General features: G+C 74.1%; 15 protein-coding genes. 6 read left to right on the top strand and 9 right to left on the bottom strand.

Annotation, left to right across the window (positions count from 1 at the left end; translation table 11 throughout):
• Nucleotide 1 precedes the first annotated feature (1 nt).
• Entirely contained in the window at nt 2-649 is a 648-nt protein-coding gene (locus AC07AW_RS30985; RefSeq protein WP_478818769.1) for a response regulator, read from the top strand.
• Nucleotides 650-788: 139 nt separating this feature from the next.
• Here the strand turns inward: AC07AW_RS30985 and AC07AW_RS30980 are convergent, their stop codons facing one another.
• The 6 genes from AC07AW_RS30980 to AC07AW_RS30955 form a co-directional block, all read right to left on the bottom strand.
• A complete protein-coding gene (locus AC07AW_RS30980) occupies nt 789-2,393 on the bottom strand; it encodes a flavin monoamine oxidase family protein (protein ID WP_478818768.1) in 1,605 nt (534 codons plus the stop codon).
• Between the two features lie 105 nt (nt 2,394-2,498).
• Nucleotides 2,499-3,911 carry an amidase gene (locus AC07AW_RS30975; RefSeq protein WP_478818767.1) on the bottom strand — a complete coding sequence of 471 codons (1,413 nt, stop codon included), beginning with the start codon at nt 3,909-3,911 and terminating at the stop codon, nt 2,499-2,501.
• Between the two features lie 28 nt (nt 3,912-3,939).
• Nucleotides 3,940-4,623, bottom strand: coding sequence for an ABC transporter ATP-binding protein (locus tag AC07AW_RS30970; protein WP_478818766.1), 684 nt, complete (start codon nt 4,621-4,623; stop codon nt 3,940-3,942).
• Nucleotides 4,623-6,362 carry a branched-chain amino acid ABC transporter ATP-binding protein/permease gene (locus AC07AW_RS30965; RefSeq protein WP_478818765.1) on the bottom strand — a complete coding sequence of 580 codons (1,740 nt, stop codon included), beginning with the start codon at nt 6,360-6,362 and terminating at the stop codon, nt 4,623-4,625. The genes AC07AW_RS30970 and AC07AW_RS30965 overlap by 1 nt, the downstream gene beginning before the upstream one ends.
• The gene (locus AC07AW_RS30960) at nt 6,359-7,597 is read right to left on the bottom strand and encodes an ABC transporter substrate-binding protein (protein WP_478818764.1); all 1,239 of its coding nucleotides are present in this window, start codon (nt 7,595-7,597) and stop codon (nt 6,359-6,361) included. Before AC07AW_RS30960 ends, AC07AW_RS30965 begins: the two co-directional genes overlap by 4 nt.
• The gene (locus AC07AW_RS30955) at nt 7,558-8,433 is read right to left on the bottom strand and encodes a branched-chain amino acid ABC transporter permease (RefSeq protein WP_478818763.1); all 876 of its coding nucleotides are present in this window, start codon (nt 8,431-8,433) and stop codon (nt 7,558-7,560) included. The genes AC07AW_RS30960 and AC07AW_RS30955 overlap by 40 nt, the downstream gene beginning before the upstream one ends.
• Before the next feature lie 164 nt (nt 8,434-8,597).
• On the opposite strand from AC07AW_RS30955, the gene AC07AW_RS30950 reads away from it, so the two are divergent.
• Nucleotides 8,598-9,557: a helix-turn-helix domain-containing protein gene (locus tag AC07AW_RS30950; RefSeq protein WP_478818762.1), complete on the top strand. Its 960-nt coding sequence runs from the start codon at nt 8,598-8,600 to the stop codon at nt 9,555-9,557.
• A gap of 99 nt (nt 9,558-9,656) precedes the next feature.
• On the opposite strand, the gene AC07AW_RS30945 is transcribed toward AC07AW_RS30950, so the two are convergent.
• Nucleotides 9,657-11,687 carry a calcium-binding protein gene (locus AC07AW_RS30945; protein WP_478818761.1) on the bottom strand — a complete coding sequence of 677 codons (2,031 nt, stop codon included), beginning with the start codon at nt 11,685-11,687 and terminating at the stop codon, nt 9,657-9,659.
• A 248-nt stretch (nt 11,688-11,935) separates the two neighbouring features.
• Between AC07AW_RS30945 and AC07AW_RS30940 the strand changes: the two genes are divergently transcribed.
• A complete protein-coding gene (locus tag AC07AW_RS30940) occupies nt 11,936-13,213 on the top strand; it encodes a serine hydrolase domain-containing protein (RefSeq protein WP_478818760.1) in 1,278 nt (425 codons plus the stop codon).
• A gap of 139 nt (nt 13,214-13,352) precedes the next feature.
• Nucleotides 13,353-13,970 (top strand): RNA 2',3'-cyclic phosphodiesterase, encoded by a 618-nt coding sequence (gene thpR, locus AC07AW_RS30935; protein ID WP_478818759.1) that lies wholly within the window; start codon nt 13,353-13,355, stop codon nt 13,968-13,970.
• On the opposite strand, the gene AC07AW_RS30930 is transcribed toward thpR, so the two are convergent.
• Nucleotides 13,931-14,851, bottom strand: a complete 921-nt coding sequence (locus tag AC07AW_RS30930) for a GNAT family N-acetyltransferase (protein WP_478818758.1) — start codon at nt 14,849-14,851, stop codon at nt 13,931-13,933. The genes thpR and AC07AW_RS30930 overlap by 40 nt on opposite strands.
• Before the next feature lie 71 nt (nt 14,852-14,922).
• A complete protein-coding gene (locus AC07AW_RS30925) occupies nt 14,923-15,522 on the bottom strand; it encodes a hypothetical protein (protein WP_478818757.1) in 600 nt (199 codons plus the stop codon).
• 272 nt (nt 15,523-15,794) lie between these two features.
• On the opposite strand from AC07AW_RS30925, the gene AC07AW_RS30920 reads away from it, so the two are divergent.
• A complete protein-coding gene (locus AC07AW_RS30920) occupies nt 15,795-16,700 on the top strand; it encodes a hypothetical protein (protein WP_478818756.1) in 906 nt (301 codons plus the stop codon).
• Nucleotides 16,701-16,811: 111 nt separating this feature from the next.
• Nucleotides 16,812-17,366, top strand: a complete 555-nt coding sequence (locus tag AC07AW_RS30915) for a DinB family protein (protein ID WP_478818755.1) — start codon at nt 16,812-16,814, stop codon at nt 17,364-17,366.
• Nucleotides 17,367-17,369: the final 3 nt, after the last annotated feature.

Below are 17,369 nucleotides of genomic sequence, written 5' to 3'. Positions count from 1 at the left end.
CATGCCCGAAGCGCACGAGCCCATCCGGGTCGTGGTCGTCGACGACCACACCGTGATGCGCGCCGGAGTGGTCTCCCTCCTGGCTCCGGTCCCGGACATCTCCGTCGTCGGCGAGGCCGGCGACGGCCGCGAGGCCCTCGGCCTCGTCGAGCGGCTGACGCCCGACGTCGCGCTCGTCGACCTGCGCATGCCGGTCATGGACGGGGTCGAGGCCACCGCCGCGATCGCCGCGGGACCCGCCCCGACCCGGGTGCTCATCCTCACCACGTACGACACCGATGTGGAGATCGAGCGGGCGGTCGAGGCCGGCGCGATCGGCTACCTGCTGAAGGACACCACCGCCGACCAGCTCGCCGAGGCCGTCCGCTCGGCGGCGCGCGGCGAGACCGTCCTCGCCCCTCGCATCGCCGAACGCCTGGTCGCCCGGATGCGCCGACCCGCCCCGGTCGTCCTCACCGCGCGCGAACAGGACGTGCTGGGCGCGGTGGCCGACGGGCTCTCCAACGCCGAGATCGGCCGGCGTCTCGTCATCGCGGAGGCCACGGTGAAGACCCATCTCCTGCGCGTCTTCGCGAAACTGGACGTCAGCGACCGGACCCGCGCCGTGGTCGTGGCCCTGGAACAGGGACTCCTGCCCGGCCGGGGATGACCCGCCGGGACGACGTGCCGGGATGACGTGCCGGGACGACCGGACGGGACGACGTGCCGGGATGACCACGGACCGGTCGGACGGGCCCGCCGGATCTCCTCCGGCGGGCCCTTCCTCCGTACGGAGTCGAGCGGGCGGGCTACAGGACGCCGAGGTCCGTGAGGAGCTCGTCGGCCGCGCGCTCGCCGGACTCGGCGCCGCCCTCCATGTAGCCCTGGGCGAGTGCGGAGGTGTGCTCTCCGGCGAAGTGGGTGTTGCCCTGGCGGACGCTCTCGTAGCCGCCGTGCTGGTGGGCGTACCCGGTGGGCATGCCGGCGTACGAGCCGTTCGCGTTCGGGTTGAGCGGCCAGGCGGCGAGCGTGGCCTTGCCGGTCCAGTGGGCGGTCAGGCCGGGGAAGACCGGTTCGAGCTGGGCGAGGGCCGCCTGGGCGTAGCCGGCGATCTGGGGGTCGGCGGCCGTGCGGAACGGCGTGGACGGGGTGAAGTCCGCCGCGTGGCTGCCGCCCGCGTAGACCGTGAGGATGCCCATCCCGCCGGGCTGGGCTCTGCTGGAGTCCCAGGAGGTCTGGTAGCCGGTGTCGCTCATCGTGCTGCCGCCGGCGATCCCCCACGGTCCTGTGGTATTCCAGTGGCGGGTGTCGAACTGCAGGGAGAGCTTGCAGTTCTGGCCCATGCGCATCGCGGCGATGCCGGCGAGCTTGCGGCTGTCGAATCCGGCGGCGGAGAGGTCGATCCGCTGGAGCACGCCGACGGGGAGGGCCAGGATGGTGTGGTCGGCGAGCACCGTCTGCGTACAGCCGTTGGCGGTGAACGTGAGCAGCTGGCGGCCGCCCGCCGCGGCCGCCACGGACCGGAGCCGCCAGCCGTGGCGTACCGTGCCGGGCGGCAGGGCGGCGGCGATGGCCTGCGGGAGGCGCTGGTTGCCGCCGCGGACGCGGTAGCGGGTGTCGCTCTCCCCGAACAGGGCGAAGCCGTTGGGGGTCGGCTGGTAGCCGAGCATGCCGATGATGCCGAGGGCCGACGAGGACGGGGTGTCCATGCCGAACTCGGTGGTGTAGGCGACGTCGAGGAGTTGTCCGAACGGCGAGGCGTGACCGCCCGGGACGCGGGTGGCGATCCAGTCGTGGAGGGACATGTTCGACAGGGCCACCGCGCCGGGGCTGTTGGCGGCGTCCCAGGCGACGGGCCAGTTGAAGGTGGCGAGGTCCTGCTGGATGACGGGCTTGAGCTTCTTGAAGTCGGCGCTCGCCTGGGCGTAGGTGTAGTAGGCGCCGTCGAAGCGGTAGACCTCGGTGGCGCCGGCGGGCTCGGCGGCGCGCAGGTCGTCGAGGGGCAGGCCGAAGCGGGCGGCGAGGCTCTGCATGCGGGTGTGGCCGGTGTCGATCAGCTCGCCGCCCCACTCGGAGCTCTGGCCGTCGCCCCAGTAGGAGCCTGCCGGGTTGGAGTGGATCCGGCCGCCGACGCGGGTGTCGGCCTCGTAGACGGCGGAGGCGATGCCGTGGTCGGCGAGCCGCAGGGCGGCGGTGAGTCCGGCGATGCCGGCGCCGACGATCGCGATGACGGGCTGGGGTGCGGTGTCGGCGCGGGCGGGGCGGGCGGCGCCGACGGCGGTGGTGGCGGCCAGGCCCACCCCGGCGGCGAGTCCACCGAGGAGGGTACGGCGAGAGGGCCCGCCGACGGCCGTTTCGGTGGAGTGTTCGGCGACGATCCGGCGCAGCATGCGGGCCGGTGCGGTGCGTGCCATGTGCGGCTCCTTCCAAGGGGGGCCGGTTCCCTGGGGAGGGGGAACCGGGAGCGGCGGTGGCGCGGTGCCATCGCCGACGAAGGGGAATGCCTCGCGTACGGGCCGTCAGGCGAGGTAGCGCGCGGGCCGGCGGCCCGGCCAGCCGGCGACGGCCTCCAGTTCGGCGGCGACGCGGATCAGGGCGGCTTCGTCCCAGGGGCCGGCGATGAGCTGGCTGCCGACGGGCAGGCCCTCGGCCGAGGTGAAGGTGGGCAGGCTGACGGCGGGCTGGCCGGTGATGTTGCAGATCGAGGTGAAGGAGATCATCCGGGTCTCGGTGGTGCGGGGGCCGCCGGGGTCCGCGTTGGCCTCCTTGAGCAGGGCGTCCACCGGCGGCGGCAGGCAGGCCATGGTGGGGGTGAGGAGCAGGTCGAACTCCTGGCCCCACTGGGCGCGGACGGCGCGGGCCTCCTCGGCGAGCAGGGCCGCGGCCCGGGTGTACTCCCCCGAGTGCTTCCCGGCGGCCCGGTCCATCCGGAACCTCAGGTGGGGCTCGGCGAGTTCCGGCTGCTGGTACGGGGCGGCCCAGAGCGCCGCGTCGAGGACGGTCTGCGCGTACCCGGTGATCGCCTCCTCGCTGAAGAAGCGGGGGGAGGCGGGGGCGACGTGGTGGCCGAGGCTTTCGAGCAGCCGGGCGGTGTACTCGGCGGCGGCGACGCACTGCGCGTCGACGGGCAGGCCGGTGGGCGCTTCGGTGAGCAGTCCGATCCGGAGGCGTCCGGCGTCGCGGCCGACCTCGTCGAGGTAGGGGCGGTCGGGTGCGGGGGCCTGGTACATGGCGAGCCGGTCGGGTACGGACATCGCGTCGAGCAGCGCGGCGGCGTCCCGGGTGGTGCGGGTGACGGCGCCCTCGACGGTGGCGTGTTCCCAGCCGGGGACCTGCTGGGGGACGCGGCCCCGGCTGGGTTTGAGGCCGAGGAGTCCGCAGGAGGAGGACGGCATGCGGATGGATCCGCCTCCGTCGTTGGCGTGGGCGACGGGTGCGAGGCCGGCGGCGACGGCCGCGGCGGCGCCACCGCTGGAACCGCCGGCGGAGTGCTCGGGGCTCCAGGGGTTGCGGGTGCTGCCGAAGCGGCTGTTGTCGGTGGTCGAAAGGAGGCCCATCTCGGGCGAGTTGGTGCGGCCCATGAGGAGGAATCCGGCGTCGAGGAGTCGGCGCACCACGGGTTCGGTGAGGGTACGGGGGCGGTCGTCGACGCCGTACGAGCCGTAGGTGGCGGGCTGGCCCTCGACCTGGGTGAGCTCCTTGACGGGGACGGGCACGCCGTGGAACGGCGGGAGCGGGCCGCCGTCGGTGACGGCCTGTTCGGCACGGCGTGCGGCGGCGCGGACGGCGTCCTCGTCGATCCAGGTGAACGCGGCGAGTTCCCCGTCGTGTTCGGCGATCCTGCGGAGGTAGGTGTCGGCGATCTCGACGGGGCTGAGGTCGCGCCGGCGCACGGCCGCCGCGAGGTCGGTGGCTGAGGCGAAGGGGTCCATGGGGGCGGCTCCAAGTTGGGTGGGGTGGTCAGCGGACCGCGAGGATGTCGTCGAGGCGGTCGCGCAGTCCGGGTCCGTTCGGTGCGTCGAGCACGATCCGCCCGGCCTCCATCGCCACGACGTGCCGGCTGTGGTCGAGGAGTGCGCCGGCGTGCTGGTCGACGAGGAGGACGGCCGTTCCGGCGGCGGCGATCGCGCCGAGGGCTTCCAGGACGTCGGCGACCACGGAGGGCTGGAGGCCCTGGGTGAGTTCGTCCACCGCGATGAGGCTCCGGCCCGCGAGCATCGCCCGGGCGATGCCCAGTTGCTGCTTCTGCCCGCCGGAGAGCGTGCCTGCCTGCTGCCCGGCGCGGTCGGTGAGGAGTGGGAAGACGGTGTACGGGTCGACGGCGGGGACGGTGTCGCGGCGGCGGGCGAGGCGGAGGTTCTCGGCGACGGTGAGCGCGGGGAACACGCCCCGGTCCTCGGGCATCAGGGTGGCGCCTGCCCGGGCGAGGAGTTCGGGGCGGCCCGGCGGCATGTCGTGTCCGTCGAGGGTCACGCGGCCGCCGTGCCGGTCGGCGAGACCGAAGACGGTCCGCAGGAGGGTCGTCTTTCCGGCGCCGTTGCGGCCGATCAGGGCGGTGATCTCGCCTCCCCGCACGATCAGGTCGGCCGGCCGGACGACGGCGGCCTGCCCGTATCCGCCGGCGAGGCCCGTCAGTTCGAGCATCAGCGCGCTCCCAGGTAGGCGGTGCGGACGGCGGGGTCGGCGGCGACCGCGTCGAGCGGGCCGCGGGCGAGGACCTGCCCTTCGGCGAGGACGACGACCTCGTCGGCGAGCTCCCGCACGATGTCCATGTCGTGCTCGACCACGAGGAGCGCGCAGCCGGTGCGCCGGTTGACCTCGCGGAGTTCGCGGGTGAGGCGGCGGGCGTCGTCGGGCCCGAGTCCGGCGGCGGGTTCGTCGAGGAGCAGCAGCCGGGGAGCGGCGGCGAGCACCATGGCGAGCTCCAGGCGGCGCCGGTCGGCGAGCGGGAGGGTGCCGGCCGGCCGGAGTTCGTCCTCGACGAGGTCGCGGAACTCCGCGGGTGGTTCGACGGGTTCGGGTGCCTCGATCCGGGCGAGGCGGAGGTTGTCGGCCGGGGAGAGTTCGGCGATGACGCTGGGGATCTGGAACATCCGGCCGACGCCGAGTCCCACCCGGCGGTGGACGGGCAGCCCGGCCGCGTCGGTGCCGAAGAGCCTCAGGGTCCCGGCGTCGGGGGCGAGCTGTCCGGCGACGACGTTCAGGAAGGTGCTCTTGCCGGCGCCGTTCGGGCCGATCAGGCAGACGCAGCGGCCGGCTTCGACGGTCAGGTCCACGCCGGAGAGCACCTGGACGGGTCCGAAGGACTTCCGGATGCCGGTGACGGCGAGCGGGGTGGACTCCTCGTGCGCGGGTGCCGGGGTCGTACGGCTCCGGGGGCGGCGGGCCGCGGCCGGCAGGCGTACGTCCGGCCCGGGGCCGGCCAGCCACCGGCGCGGGGCGGCGGTGAGCCCGGCGGGTGCCACCTGGACGACGAGCAGGAACAGGGCGGCGAGGGCGAGGAGGTACCAGCCCTGCCAGGTGGAACCCAGGTACTGCTGGCCGACGGTGACGGCGAGGGCACCGGCGAACGGCCCCACCGTGGACGCGCGACCGCCGAGGGCCAGCCAGATCAGTACGGAGGTCGACAGGCCGAGGCCGAAGACCTGCGGCGACACCAGACCGGCCACGGGTGCGTACAGTGCTCCGGCCAGGGCGGCGACGGCCGCGCTCGCGGCGAAGGCGGTGGCGCGCACGCGGGTGCCGTCGACTCCGCTCTGGGCGGCTCGCTCAGGGTTGCGGGCGGCCGCCATGAGGCGGGCGCCGAACCGGCCGCGTACGAGCAGGAGGCCGCAGACGGCGACCACGGCCGCGACGGCGGTGAGGGTGACGTAGTAGGAGGTCACCACGTCGGGTCCGGAGACGGAGAGTCCGTTGGTCCCGCCGGTGACCGGGGCGAGGGTGGTGGCGGCGCGCTGGAGGAGGAGTCCGACGCCGATCGTCAGGAGGATCAGCGGGGCGTCGGGGACCGGGGCGGCGAGACCGATCCGGACGACGGGCAGGGCGATCACCATGGCGGCGACGACGGCCGCGGCGACCGTCACCGCCTGGGGAAGGTGGTGCTCCTGGCCGAGGGCGACGGCGTACGCGCCGAGTCCGAAGAAGGCGGCGTGTCCGACGCTGAGCAGTCCCGCCCGGCCCCAGCTCAGGTCGAGGCCGAAGGCGAACAGGCCGTGGCACAGGCCGAGGGTGAGGGTGGCGACGGCGAAGGCGTCGAGGCCGAAGGGGGCGGCGAGCAGGGCGACCCCGGCGAGGCCGGGAAGCGCGAGTCGGAGTGCGCGCCGTACGCCCTCCGCGGGGGCGACGCGGGCGGCGGACGCGCCGGGCGCGGCGGGGACGGTCACGCGCAGCCCTTCTTCGGGGTCCTGTCGGCGACCATGGGGTGGGTCCGGGTGACGGTGTAGGCGCCGTCGCGGCCGATGGTGACCTCCCGCATGTCGGCCTGGAGCACGTGGTTGGAGGCGTCGAAGCGGGTGCCCTTGCCCAGGGGGCTGTCGAAGGAGAGCCCGCCGATCGCCGTGTTGACGGCCCGGGGGTCGGTCGAGCCGGCCTTCTCCGCGGCCGCCAGGAGGAACTTGACGCCGAAGTAGGCGTTTCCGGCGACCTCGGGGACGGGTGCCTTCCACTGGTGGGCGGCCCGGTAGTCCTTCACGAAGGCGCGGCTCTCGGCGTCGTCGAGGCGGTCGCTCCAGCGCACCGTGTGGGTGCGGCCGGCCACGAGCTCGCCGAGCGCGGGCTGGAAGTCGGCGTCCAGGGACGCCCCCTCGAAGCCGAGCTCCGGGGTGAGCAGACCGAACTGCTGGGCCTGCTTGCCGAAGGTGACCGCGTCCGCGCCGACGACCATGGAGAGCACGGTGTCCGGCCTCGCGGACTTGAGCCGGCCGATGACCGGCTGCCAGTCGGTCTGCCCCAGGGGGCTGTACTCCTCGGCGACGACGGTGCCGCCGGCCTTCTTCACCAGCTCCGCGGCGACACCGGCGTAGAAGTGCGGGTAGTTGTAGTCGGAGCCGACGAGGGCGACCTTGGTGCCGTACGTCCGGATCAGCCCGGGGACGGTGGGGGTGAGCATCTGCCGGGTGGACTCGCCGAAGCCCCACTGGTAGCCGAAGCAGTGTTCGGTGTCGCCGAGGATGGCGGTGCCGAAGGGCACGTGCGCCTCGTCGGCGACCCTGCCGACCGCTTCGGCGGTGTCGCCGGTGATGGTGCCGAACAGCATCGTGACCTTGTCCTGGCGGACCAGACGGCGGGCGAGCTGGGTGGAGTTGGCGGGGTCGCCGGCGTCGTCCACCACGACGTACTCCACGGGCCGGCCGTGCACGCCGCCGTCGGCGTTGACCTTCTTGACGGCCAGTTCGAGGCCGTTGCGCAGGGCGGTGCCGACCTGGGAGACCGGTCCGGTGAGCGGGACGATCACGCCGATCTTCACCGGTCCGCCGGTGGCCGGGGCGTCGTCGTCGGACAGGGCCGCGCCCCGGCAGCCGGTGAGCGCGAGGGCGAGGGTGCCCGCCATCGCGAGCGCGGTGGTCCGGAGCGCGGGCGTCATGCGGCGCTCGCGGGGGCGGGGGTGCGACGGAACCATGCGGAGAACCTTCCGATCCAGGGGCGCGAGCGCAGGGCGGCGATCGCGACGACGACGGCGTAGAAGAGGGCTTCGGCGAGGGTGTCGGAGAGCCAGGTGCGCAGCAGGACCGACAGCGCGGAGATCAGCAGGGCGGCGCCGGCGGCGGTGGCCAGGGCTCCGGGGCGGCTGAGCAGCAGGCCGAAGAAGACGGGGACGAGCAGGCTGAACCCCATGCCGGGGTTCACGGCGAGCACGGGGCTGTAGAGGGCTCCGGCGAGGACCGCGAGCAGGCCGCCGGCGGCGAAGGCCGTGGCGCGCATCCGGCGCGGGTCGGTGCCGAGGAGCGCCGCCATGGCCGGGTTGTCGGCGACGGCCCGCAGCCGCAGTCCCCAGTCGGTGCGGTGGGCCGCGAGCAGGACGAGGGCGATGACGCCGATCGCGGTCAGGGCGCACACGAGCCGGTACGTCGGGTAGGGGGTGCCGAGGACGTCGAGGGTGCCGTCCACGGGTACGGCGACGGTGCGCGAGGTCCCGGTGAAGAGGAGTTCCGCGCCCTGCCGCAGGGCCATGCCCAGGCCCCAGGTGACCAGCATGGCGGCCAGGCCGTCGGAGCCGGGGCGGCGCAGCAGCAGCCGTTCGACGACGAGGAGCAGGGGTGCTCCGGCGGCGAGGGCGAGCAGGGTGCGGAGGCCGAAGGGGGCGGCGGTCGCGGTCGCGGCGACGTAGGCGCCGGCCATGGCCAGGTCCCCCTGGGCGAGGTTGACCACGCGGGTCGCCGCGAAGATCACCGCGATGCCGACCGTGAGCAGGCCGTAGAGGCCGAACTGGCCAAGGATGGCCAGAAGTACATCCATCTGTTACCGCCTCTGTGCTTCCGGGTGCAGCGGGGACTCTGCGAGCATCTGGCAATCCCGCGGTGGGCACTGGTCCGGCAGCGCAGAGTTCTGTGCCCGCAGTGCGCGGACCGGACGGCGCGAAGGGTGCGTGCGGTGCGGGCAGGGGGCGGGAGGAGCACGGCATGCGGGTGGAGCGGCGGGACGACGGCAATCTGGTCTTCGGCTACCTCGACACCGCCTCGGCGGACCTGTCGGGCGCTTCGGACACGGTGCTCGTCCGGGCCAGGGCGGGCGACGAGGGGTACGCCGCCGACATGCGGCCGAGTCGTTTCGGTGCCCTGAGCGGCTGCGACATCACCGGGGAGCAGGAGATCCGGGTGATGCCCCGACCCTCCCCCGCGGCTCCCCGGCCGGGCCATCTCCTCGGGCTGCTCGTGTCGGGGCACGGTGAGCTGGAGCAGGACGGACGCCGGGCGGCACTTACGCCGGGCGACTTCGTGCTCTACACCGGCGCGCGGCCGTTCCGCCTCGAACTCGGCTCCTCGCACCGGTACTTCGTGCTGTCCCTGGACGCCGGTACGGCGGGGCAGCTGGCGCGGGCGGACGGCGCGGTGACGGCCAACGCGGAGCTGCCGCGCTCACCGAGCGGGCGGGTGCTCTCGGCGGTGCTCGGTGAACTGGCCGAGCGGGCGGGCGGGTTCGGGCCACTGGCCCGCCGGGACATGGGCGAGCACGTGTCGGCGATCCTGCGGACGCTGCTGCGCGAGACGGGCGGCGCGGGTCCGGCTCCCGGCACCGGGTCGGTGGGGGCCCTGGAGCGGATCCTCGCCTATGTGGACGAGCGGCTCGCGGAGGACCTGTCGCCGGGGACGATCGCGGCGGCGCACCACATCTCCGTACGCCATCTCCACGCGCTCTTCCGGGAGTCGGGCGTGACGGTCGGCGATCACGTACGGCGGCGCCGCCTGGAGCAGATCCGCCGGGACCTTCTCGACCCGTCGCTCGCCCACCTGCCCGCGTACGTCCTTGCGGCGCGCAGAGGCCTGGGCGAGGCGAGTCACTTCAGCCGGGTGTTCCGGGCCGAGTTCGGCCTGTCACCGCGCGCGGTACGGGAGCAGGCGAGGGCACGGCCGGAGCCGTGACCGCGGTCCCTGATGCCGGAGCCGTCCTTCGACCTGGCCTGAGGACCACCGGGTGCCGTCGCCGTGGGTCGCGGCGACGGCACCCGGAGGAGCGTGGGGTCAGGGGCAGCTGATGCGGGAGTCGCCCGGGTCGGTGGTGCAGGTGTCGGTGCCGGAGCCGCCGTTGGCGATGTCGTTGCCGGAGACGCCGTCGGTGGTGGTGAGGCGGTCGTTGCCGTAGTAGCCGGTCAGGGTGTCGCTGCCGGGACCGCCGTCGAGGGTGTCGTCGCCGAAGCCGCCGTCGATGTTGTCGTTGCCGTAGCCGCCGTGGACGGTGTCGGTGCCGTAGCTCGCGCGGATGGTGTCGTTGCCGCCGAGGCCGCAGATGACGTCGTTGGAGTATCCGCCGTTCAGGGTGTCCGCGCCGCTGGTGCCGATGACGGTGCAGCCGCGGGAGTTGTTGACCGAGGTGGTCGCGCCGGCCGTGTTGCCGGGGGTCACCGGGTCCGGCTGGGTGGCGCTGACGCCCGCGGTGTTCGTGAGGGTGCCGGTGGCCCGGGGTTCGGCCGTCACCGTGACGGTGGCACCGGCGCCCGGGGTGAGGGACCCGAGGGAGCAGGTGGCGCCCGTCGCGGTGGTGGTGCAGGTGCCCTGCGACGGGACCGCGGAGATGAGGGTCGCGCCGGCGCCGGAGAGCGTGTCCGTCAGCGTGACGCCGGTCGCGGTGGCGGTGGAGGACGCCGCGTTGGTGACCGTCACCGTGTAGGTGGCGCGGTCGCCGATGCGCACCGTGCTCGTACCGGCCTTCGTCACCGACAGGTCGGCGTACGAGGGCGTGCCGTCGCCGCCCTGATAGCGGGCGAGGGCGAAGGCGAAGCCCGCCCCGTAGCCGGCCGCGACGATCTTGCCGTCGGGCTGGACGAGCACGCCGCGGGCCTCGTCGAAGTCGTTGAAGCCGGTGACCACGAAGCCGTCCCCGCCGAAGCCGGTGTCGACGGTGCCGTTCGGGTTGAAGCGGGCCAGGCCGAAGTCGTTGGCCTCGGAGCTGTTCGGGTCGTCGGCCCGGCCGGCGAGCACGATCTTGCCGTTCTGCTGGAGCGCCATGGCGTACGCGAAGCCGCCGTCGCCCGGGGAGTTGACCGAGGTGCGCCCGGCCGTGCCGAAGCCGGCGTCGGGGGTGCCGTTGCTGTGGTAGCGGAGCAGGGCGTAGCCGGCGCCGCCGGAGCCCGCGGCGAGGATCTTGCCGTCGGGCTGTACGGCCACGGCGTTGCCGAACTCGGTGCCGCCGAAGTCGGCGGTGACCATGCCGTCGCCGCTGAAGGTGGTGTCGAGGGTGCCGTTGCTGTTGTAGCGGGCCACGCCGATGTCGAAGGCGGTGTTGCCCACGTAGCCGACGGAGACGATCTTGCCGTCCGGCTGGAGGGCCATGCTCCGGGCGATGCCGCCGCCGTCCTGGGGCGAGGTGGGCGTGAAGCCCGCGACCACGGCCCCGTCACCGCCCAGGGAGGGGTCGAGGTTCCCGCTGGTGTCGAGGCGTACGAGCGCGTAGCCGCCGCCCGCGCCCTTGCCCGCGGCGATGATCTTGCCGTCCGGCTGTACGGCGATGTCGGAGCCGTCCGCGGAGCCGCCGAACTCGTCGACGCGGACGAGGCCGCCGTTGCCGAAGCCCGCGTCCAGGGTGCCGTCGGTGTTGTAGCGGGCCACGGAGAAGAAGCAGCAGCCTCCGCCCTCTTCGGCGATCACCTCGGTGGTGCCCGCCACGACGATCTTGCCGTCCGAGGGCTGGATCGCGACGGCGTTGGCCGAGTGGAAGCCGCCGCCGAAGTCGCTGGTCGTGATGCCGTCGCCGCTGAAGGAGGTGTCGAGGCCGCCGTCGGTGTTGTAGCGGGCGAGCGCGAAGCCGGCCTCGCTCGTCCCCACCACGACCAGCTTTCCGTCGGCCTGCCGCACGATGTCGTGGCCCTCCGCGTACCCGCTGATGGGGGTCGTCACCCGGCCGTCGGGCCCGAAGGTCGGGTCCAGGTCACCCGGGGCGGCGAGAGCGGTGCCGGGCAGGGCGAGGACGAGCGCGAGCCCGAGCGCGGCCGGCGCCCCGACCCTCCCGCCGGGTCTGCGGCGCCGTGCCGCCGCTCGGAGAAGTGCGTGGGTCATGGATGGACGAACCTCCGTCTTCGAAGGTGGACAGGGGGCAGCGCACAGCTTCGGCCGGGAGCGCTCCCCGGCCGGGCGGGCCGTGCCGCGCTGCGCCCCACTGGCCCTCGGGGAACCACCCCCGCGAGGGAGCGCATGGGGGGCGCGGGACGGCGGGCGCCCCTGATGCGGAGTCAGGGGAGTTTCAGGGGCGGGCCCGGGTGATCCCCGGCGCGACGGGCGGCCCGGGCGGACAGACTCGAAGGGACATGATCGACACCTTCCGAGTGGAGCTCTCCGTGCGCCGTTCCTCGACCCTGCCCCCGGCCCTGACCTTGACCTTGACCGCCGCCTTGGCGTGGGGCCTCGCCGCGCCGGCGCAGGCGGCCCCCGCCGCGCCCGCACGTCCCGCGGCACTCGCCCGGGCGGACGGTGGGACCGGTGCCCCGATCGACCGCGGCGCCCTGCGCGCGGCGATGGAATTACGTCCCGAGGACGGTGTCGCGGGGATCGTCGCCGAAGTACACAAGGGCGGGGAGGTGTGGCGCGGCACGTCGGGGGACGTCGTCTCCGGTCGGCGCGTCAGCCCCGCCGCCCACTTCCGGATCGGGAGCATCAGCAAACCGATGGAGGCGGTGATCCTGCTCCAGCTCGCCGGTGAGGGCCGTGTCGACCTGGACCGCAGCGTCCAGCACTACCTGCCGGGGCTGCTGCCGGAGAGCCGCTTCCCGGAGCCGATCAGCGTGCGGCAGCTGCTGAACCACACCAGCGGTCTGCCGGACGACTTCGAGGGCGCGCCGGCGCCCTCCGCCGAGGAGGAGATCGAGCGCCGCCTCGACCACCTGACCTTCGACGAGGTGATCGAGCAGACGCTCCGCCCCGAGGGCAGGCCGGCCCCCGGCCCGCACTTCAGCCCGGGCACCCGTCAGCAGTACAACTCCTTCGGATACCGCGTCGCCGGCAAGCTGATCGAGGAGCTGACCGGGCACTCCTACCAGCACGAGGTCACGACCCGCATCCTGCGGCCGCTGGGGATGCGGGAGACCGCGGCTGCCGTCCCGGACCGCAGCACGCCCGTTCCCCGGCCGTACCTGCCCGGGTACCTGCGGCGAAGCGACGGCGAGCAGGTCGATGTCAACGTGCAGGGCGGGCTGCCCGCGAGCATGACCTCCACCACGGGTGACCTGGACCGGTTCATCACCGGTCTGTTCGACGGCCGGCTGCTGCGGCCGGAGCAGACGGCGGAGCTGTTCACCGTGCCGAAGGGCAAGGCAGGCGAGCCGCTGCCGTACGCCGACGAGGCCTCGTGCAACACCGGTCCCGGCAGGGGGACGGCCTGCTTCAGCGTCGGGCTGATGTCCGTCCCGCTGCCGGACGGCTCGGTCCTCTGGGGCAAGACCGGCTCCGAACCGGGGTACCGGAGCGGTGTCTTCGCCTCCCGGGACCTCGACCGCCGCGCGGTCTACGCGATGGGCACCTCGTCCTTCATACGCGACGGCGCCGCGGCGGTCGCCCAGCGCCTGGCCCTCGCGGCCTTCACCGGCTGACGGCACGGCGGGGCGCGTCGGGTCGAGGCGCGTCGGGTCGGGTCGGGGCGCGGGGCGTCCCCGCCGCGGGTGGGGGCCGGGGCACCGCGTACCCTCGCCTGCGAAGGCTGCGGGACAGACGGTGGGTAGGGAACGGAAGATGGCTGAGGCGCCCGGGCAGGGTACGGAGTCCGGCGACGAGGACAGGGCGCGGACCTCGACCGTGCGGGTCTTCGTCGCGCTCGCCCCGCCGGACGACGCGAAGGACGAGTTGGCGCGCGAGCTGGGCCCGGCGTACGAGGCGTACCCGCGGATGCGGTGGAACCGGATCGAGGACTGGCACATCACGCTGGCGTTCCTCGGGGAGCTCCCGGTGGCGACCGTCCCTCTGCTGCGGCCGCCGCTGGCGGCGATCGCGGCGGCGCACCGGCCGGTGGAGCTGGCGCTGCGCGGCGGAGGGCACTTCGACGACCGGGTGCTGTGGAGCGGGATCGACGGGGACCTCGACGGACTGCACCGCATCGCCACGGAGGTGCGGACGGTCGTCAAGGAGTGCGGCATTCCCTTCGAGGACCGGCCGCTGCGTCCGCACCTGACGCTCGCCCGTGCCCGCCGCGACGATCCGAGGTCCGTGCTGGAGGTGGCCGACGCGCTCGCCGGGTTCACCGGCCGGCGCTGGCCCGCCGAGCGCCTTCACCTCGTCGGCAGCGACTACGGCCGGGGCCCGGGCCCGATCCGCTATCGCGACATCGAGTCCTGGGCCTTCGCCCGGCGGTAGCCGTGGGTACGGCACTCGGGGGTGAAGCCCAGGGAGCCGTACAGCTTCGCGGCCGGGAGGTTCTCGGCGTCGTGGTTGACCGTCACCCGCCGGAGGCCCAGCTCCGCCATGCGCCGCAGGGACTCGGCCATCACCGCCCGGGCCAGGCCGAGGCGGCGGAAGGCCTCGTGGGTGCCGACGGGCTCGAAGTGCCCGAGACCGTTGCGTTCGTCGACCCAGAGGACGGTGTACGCGCCGATGCGTCCGTCCGGGGCCTCGGCCACGATCTCGCGGGCCGGGTCGTACCCGGGCCGGGTCATCATTCCGTCCCGGTAGGCCGCGCCCGTCCAGTCGGTGCCGAAGGAGGCGTTGCGGGCCTCGGCGAGGGCTTCGGCGTCGTCGAGGGTGGCCGCCCGGACGGTGAATCCCTCGGGCACCACGACGGGAGGGAGATCGGTCAGGCCGCGGGTGTTCACGTCGTCCCAGATCCGGAAGTGGGTGAAGCCCAGTTCGTTCAGCAGACGTCCGCGGAGGGTGTCGGTCTCGAAGAGGTCGGTGAGGACGTACTCCTCGTCGTCCGCCATGTGCCGTGCGGTGGTGTCGGCGGCGAACGTCAGCATCGCGCGTTCGGTGTCGGTACCGCGCAGTTCCGGCGCGCAGAACGCGTCGAACGCGGCGCCGAACCGAAGGCAGATGGTGACGCCGCCGACCCGGCCGTCCTGCTCGTGCTCCCAGACGTGCACCAGGTCTCCGACGGGGAGACCGCGCAGGTTGTCGTACACGCGGTGCGGGAGCTCGCCCACGTGGTCGTAGGCGTCGCGGCCGGCGGTGGCGATCCACTCCCCCACGGTCTCCTGGAGGCGGGGCATGTCGGCGTGGAGGAAGGGCCGTGGTGTGAACATGATCGTCTTATAGCCGGGCGGATCGGGACGGTACAACCGAGTTTCCGCCCGGCCGGGACGAGGCGCCGGGGTCAGCGGCCGTACAGGCCGCGGCAGAGGTCGGCGGCGCCCATGGGGGCCTGGATGGACTCGGCCTGGCGGCAGAGGCGCCGCATCTCGGGCGGCCGGGCATCCGTCTGCCGGTGCGGGCGAGCGGGGCCGGGCCGGTGGTTCTGCGGAGGGCGGGGCACGGTCCTCGTGACGGGCTTTCTGTTCGCGGACTTCCCGTTCGCGGGATTCCTGTTCGCGCGATTCCTGTTCGCGGGCTTCCTCGGCTTGTTCGGGGTGGTGTGCGGGCGGTTCGGAGCCGCCCTGTGAGCGGGTGGGCGGCCGTCGGTGCGCGCCTCGGCGGACGCGTCGGCCGTCTTCCGGCCGGATGCCTCGGCCGTCCGGGAAGCCGGGCGGGGGTCCGTGGTGCCGAGGGCCTCCCGAGGGGCGGGCTCGGTGAGGACGGGCCAGGTGGGGGTGGCGAGGGGGGTGGGGGTGGGGAGGGGGGCGGGGGGACGGTCGGCGGCCGGGGCGAGTCCGCCGGGGCGGGGCGCCGGAGCCGGGGCAGGACCGTGCGGGACGGCCACGCATCCGGTGGTGAGGAGCGCGATGAGCAGGAGGAATGCGGTGCGGCGGGCGGGCATGGGAGTCACGGTGCCCGAGCCTCGACGGGCAGGGGCGGCGGCTCGGCCGGAGTCCACCGTCACGAGTGAACCGCCGCCGTGCGTGGACGGACCGGTGCCGCCGTGTGCGACCCGGCCGCGCGCCCCCGTACGACTTCACGCTCCGGCGGATGGCGCAACGCGCGCTGGGCGGCGCTGACCATGATCAATAACCTGGCGCCCGGCGCGTGACCTCGCGTCTGTCGGACAGAGAAGGCAAGCGACTTCCCGTGAAGAATCCGATGTTGCAGCGCATGACCTGGTTCACCGCGACGACCGCGCTCCTCGCGGTGCTCGGCGCCGCCCCGGCCGGAGCGGCCGACTCCTGGCAGAAGGTCGGCGGTGACTCCCGCAGCGGTGTCAGCGGTCTCGCGTACGAGGGACGTACCGCGGACGGAGAGGGGGTGAACGCCCTGGTCGTCCACGACAACAAGGGGTCCGGGCAGCCGCGGCTGTCCCGTCTCACCCGCACCGAGAACTCGGCCGTCGTCACCCCGCTCACCTGGGACGGCGCGGAACCCGTCGATCTGGAGGCCGTCGAGCCCATCCCGGGGATGCCCGGGGAGTTCCTGGCGCTCACCGGCCGCGGCATCCTCTACCGGCTGAAGATCGCCGGTTCGACGGCGACGGTCGTCGACTACACGCCGCTGCCGGCGATCGGCGAGGGCGACGACTTCGAGAGCTTCGCGCTCGTCGCCCGGGACGGCAAGCTCGCCGCCCTCTGGGCGGACCGGGGCGCCGGGGCGGGGCGGCCGGCCACGCTGTACGCCGCGTCGTTGACGTTCGCGCCGTGGGGGCAGCCCCTGTTCGGCGCCGTCTCGCAGCGGAGCTACCGGGCCGCGTACCCGACGGGTGACGGCGCGCGGCACATCTCCGACATCGCGGTGACGGACTCCGGCCGGATCGTGGTCGGTTCGGCGGGTGACGCGGGTGACGACGGGCCGTTCGACTCGGCGGTGAGCGACGCGGGCCGGGTGACCGTGTCGGCGACGGGTCGGGTACGGATCGCGCAGGCGGCCTCGCCGACCGTGCTCGGGACGTTCCCGGGATACAAGATCGAGGCCGTGGAGTGTCTGCCCGGATCCGCCGAGGCCCTCCTCGGCACCGACGACGAGAACCTCGGCGGACAGGTGCGGACCCTGCCGTTCTGCACGACCTGACCCGGGCTCGGCCGTGCGGCCGCCCGGGGCAGGGTGGCCGCACGGCGGGCGCCCCGCCGGGGCGACACAATTCCATGGCGGGCCGACGGCCTCGCGCGCGAGGATGGGCGCATGAATGATCTTCCCGAGCGATGGAGCCGGGCGACGGTCTACCCCGACATGTGGGCGGACCCTGCCGACGACCCCCGTGACAGCGGCGAGGCCCCGGAGGGCGAGCTCGCGACGCTCCAGGACTTCCTCTCCGGCTACCGTCTGACGCTGCGGATGAAGTGCGAGGGCCTGGATCCGGAACAGCTGGCCCGCCGTTCCGTTCCGCCGTCGACGATGTCGCTGCTCGGTCTGATCCGGCACCTCGCCGAGGTGGAACGGGACTGGATCACCTGGATCACCGGTGAACCGCTGCCGAAGGTGTACGGCAAGCGGGACGCGGACTTCCACGAGGCCGTCGCCGACCAGGCGGTGGTCGACGCCTCGTACGCCGATCTGGAGCGCGAGCAGGCCGCGGCCGACGCCGCCCTCGCCGAGCACCCGGACCTGGGCGAGCGCCTCCCGAAGGACGGGATCGCGGTGCGGGAGCTGATGGTGCACCGGATCGAGGAGTACGCCCGCCACTGCGGGCACGCCGACCTGTTGCGCGAGTGTGTCGACGGACGGGTCGGCCAGTAGCGG

It is taken from the genome of Streptomyces sp. NPDC044003 (assembly GCF_056435185.1).
The sequence above is the reverse complement of the archived record's forward strand: the minus strand, read 5'-3'. Positions and strand labels throughout refer to the sequence as shown.

Bases quoted from the DNA above. Each gene is read 5' to 3' on its own strand.
- AC07AW_RS30985 (WP_478818769.1), top strand. From the start codon at position 2: ATGCCCGAAGCGCACGAGCCCATCCGGGTCGTGGTCGTCGACGACCAC.
- AC07AW_RS30980 (WP_478818768.1), bottom strand. From the start codon at position 2,393: ATGGCACGCACCGCACCGGCCCGCATGCTGCGCCGGATCGTCGCCGAA.
- AC07AW_RS30975 (WP_478818767.1), bottom strand. From the start codon at position 3,911: ATGGACCCCTTCGCCTCAGCCACCGACCTCGCGGCGGCCGTGCGCCGG.
- AC07AW_RS30970 (WP_478818766.1), bottom strand. From the start codon at position 4,623: ATGCTCGAACTGACGGGCCTCGCCGGCGGATACGGGCAGGCCGCCGTC.
- AC07AW_RS30960 (WP_478818764.1), bottom strand. From the start codon at position 7,597: ATGGTTCCGTCGCACCCCCGCCCCCGCGAGCGCCGCATGACGCCCGCG.
- AC07AW_RS30955 (WP_478818763.1), bottom strand. From the start codon at position 8,433: ATGGATGTACTTCTGGCCATCCTTGGCCAGTTCGGCCTCTACGGCCTG.
- AC07AW_RS30950 (WP_478818762.1), top strand. From the start codon at position 8,598: ATGCGGGTGGAGCGGCGGGACGACGGCAATCTGGTCTTCGGCTACCTC.
- AC07AW_RS30945 (WP_478818761.1), bottom strand. From the start codon at position 11,687: ATGACCCACGCACTTCTCCGAGCGGCGGCACGGCGCCGCAGACCCGGC.
- AC07AW_RS30940 (WP_478818760.1), top strand. From the start codon at position 11,936: ATGATCGACACCTTCCGAGTGGAGCTCTCCGTGCGCCGTTCCTCGACC.
- thpR (WP_478818759.1), top strand. From the start codon at position 13,353: ATGGCTGAGGCGCCCGGGCAGGGTACGGAGTCCGGCGACGAGGACAGG.
- AC07AW_RS30930 (WP_478818758.1), bottom strand. From the start codon at position 14,851: ATGTTCACACCACGGCCCTTCCTCCACGCCGACATGCCCCGCCTCCAG.
- AC07AW_RS30925 (WP_478818757.1), bottom strand. From the start codon at position 15,522: ATGCCCGCCCGCCGCACCGCATTCCTCCTGCTCATCGCGCTCCTCACC.
- AC07AW_RS30920 (WP_478818756.1), top strand. From the start codon at position 15,795: ATGACCTGGTTCACCGCGACGACCGCGCTCCTCGCGGTGCTCGGCGCC.
- AC07AW_RS30915 (WP_478818755.1), top strand. From the start codon at position 16,812: ATGAATGATCTTCCCGAGCGATGGAGCCGGGCGACGGTCTACCCCGAC.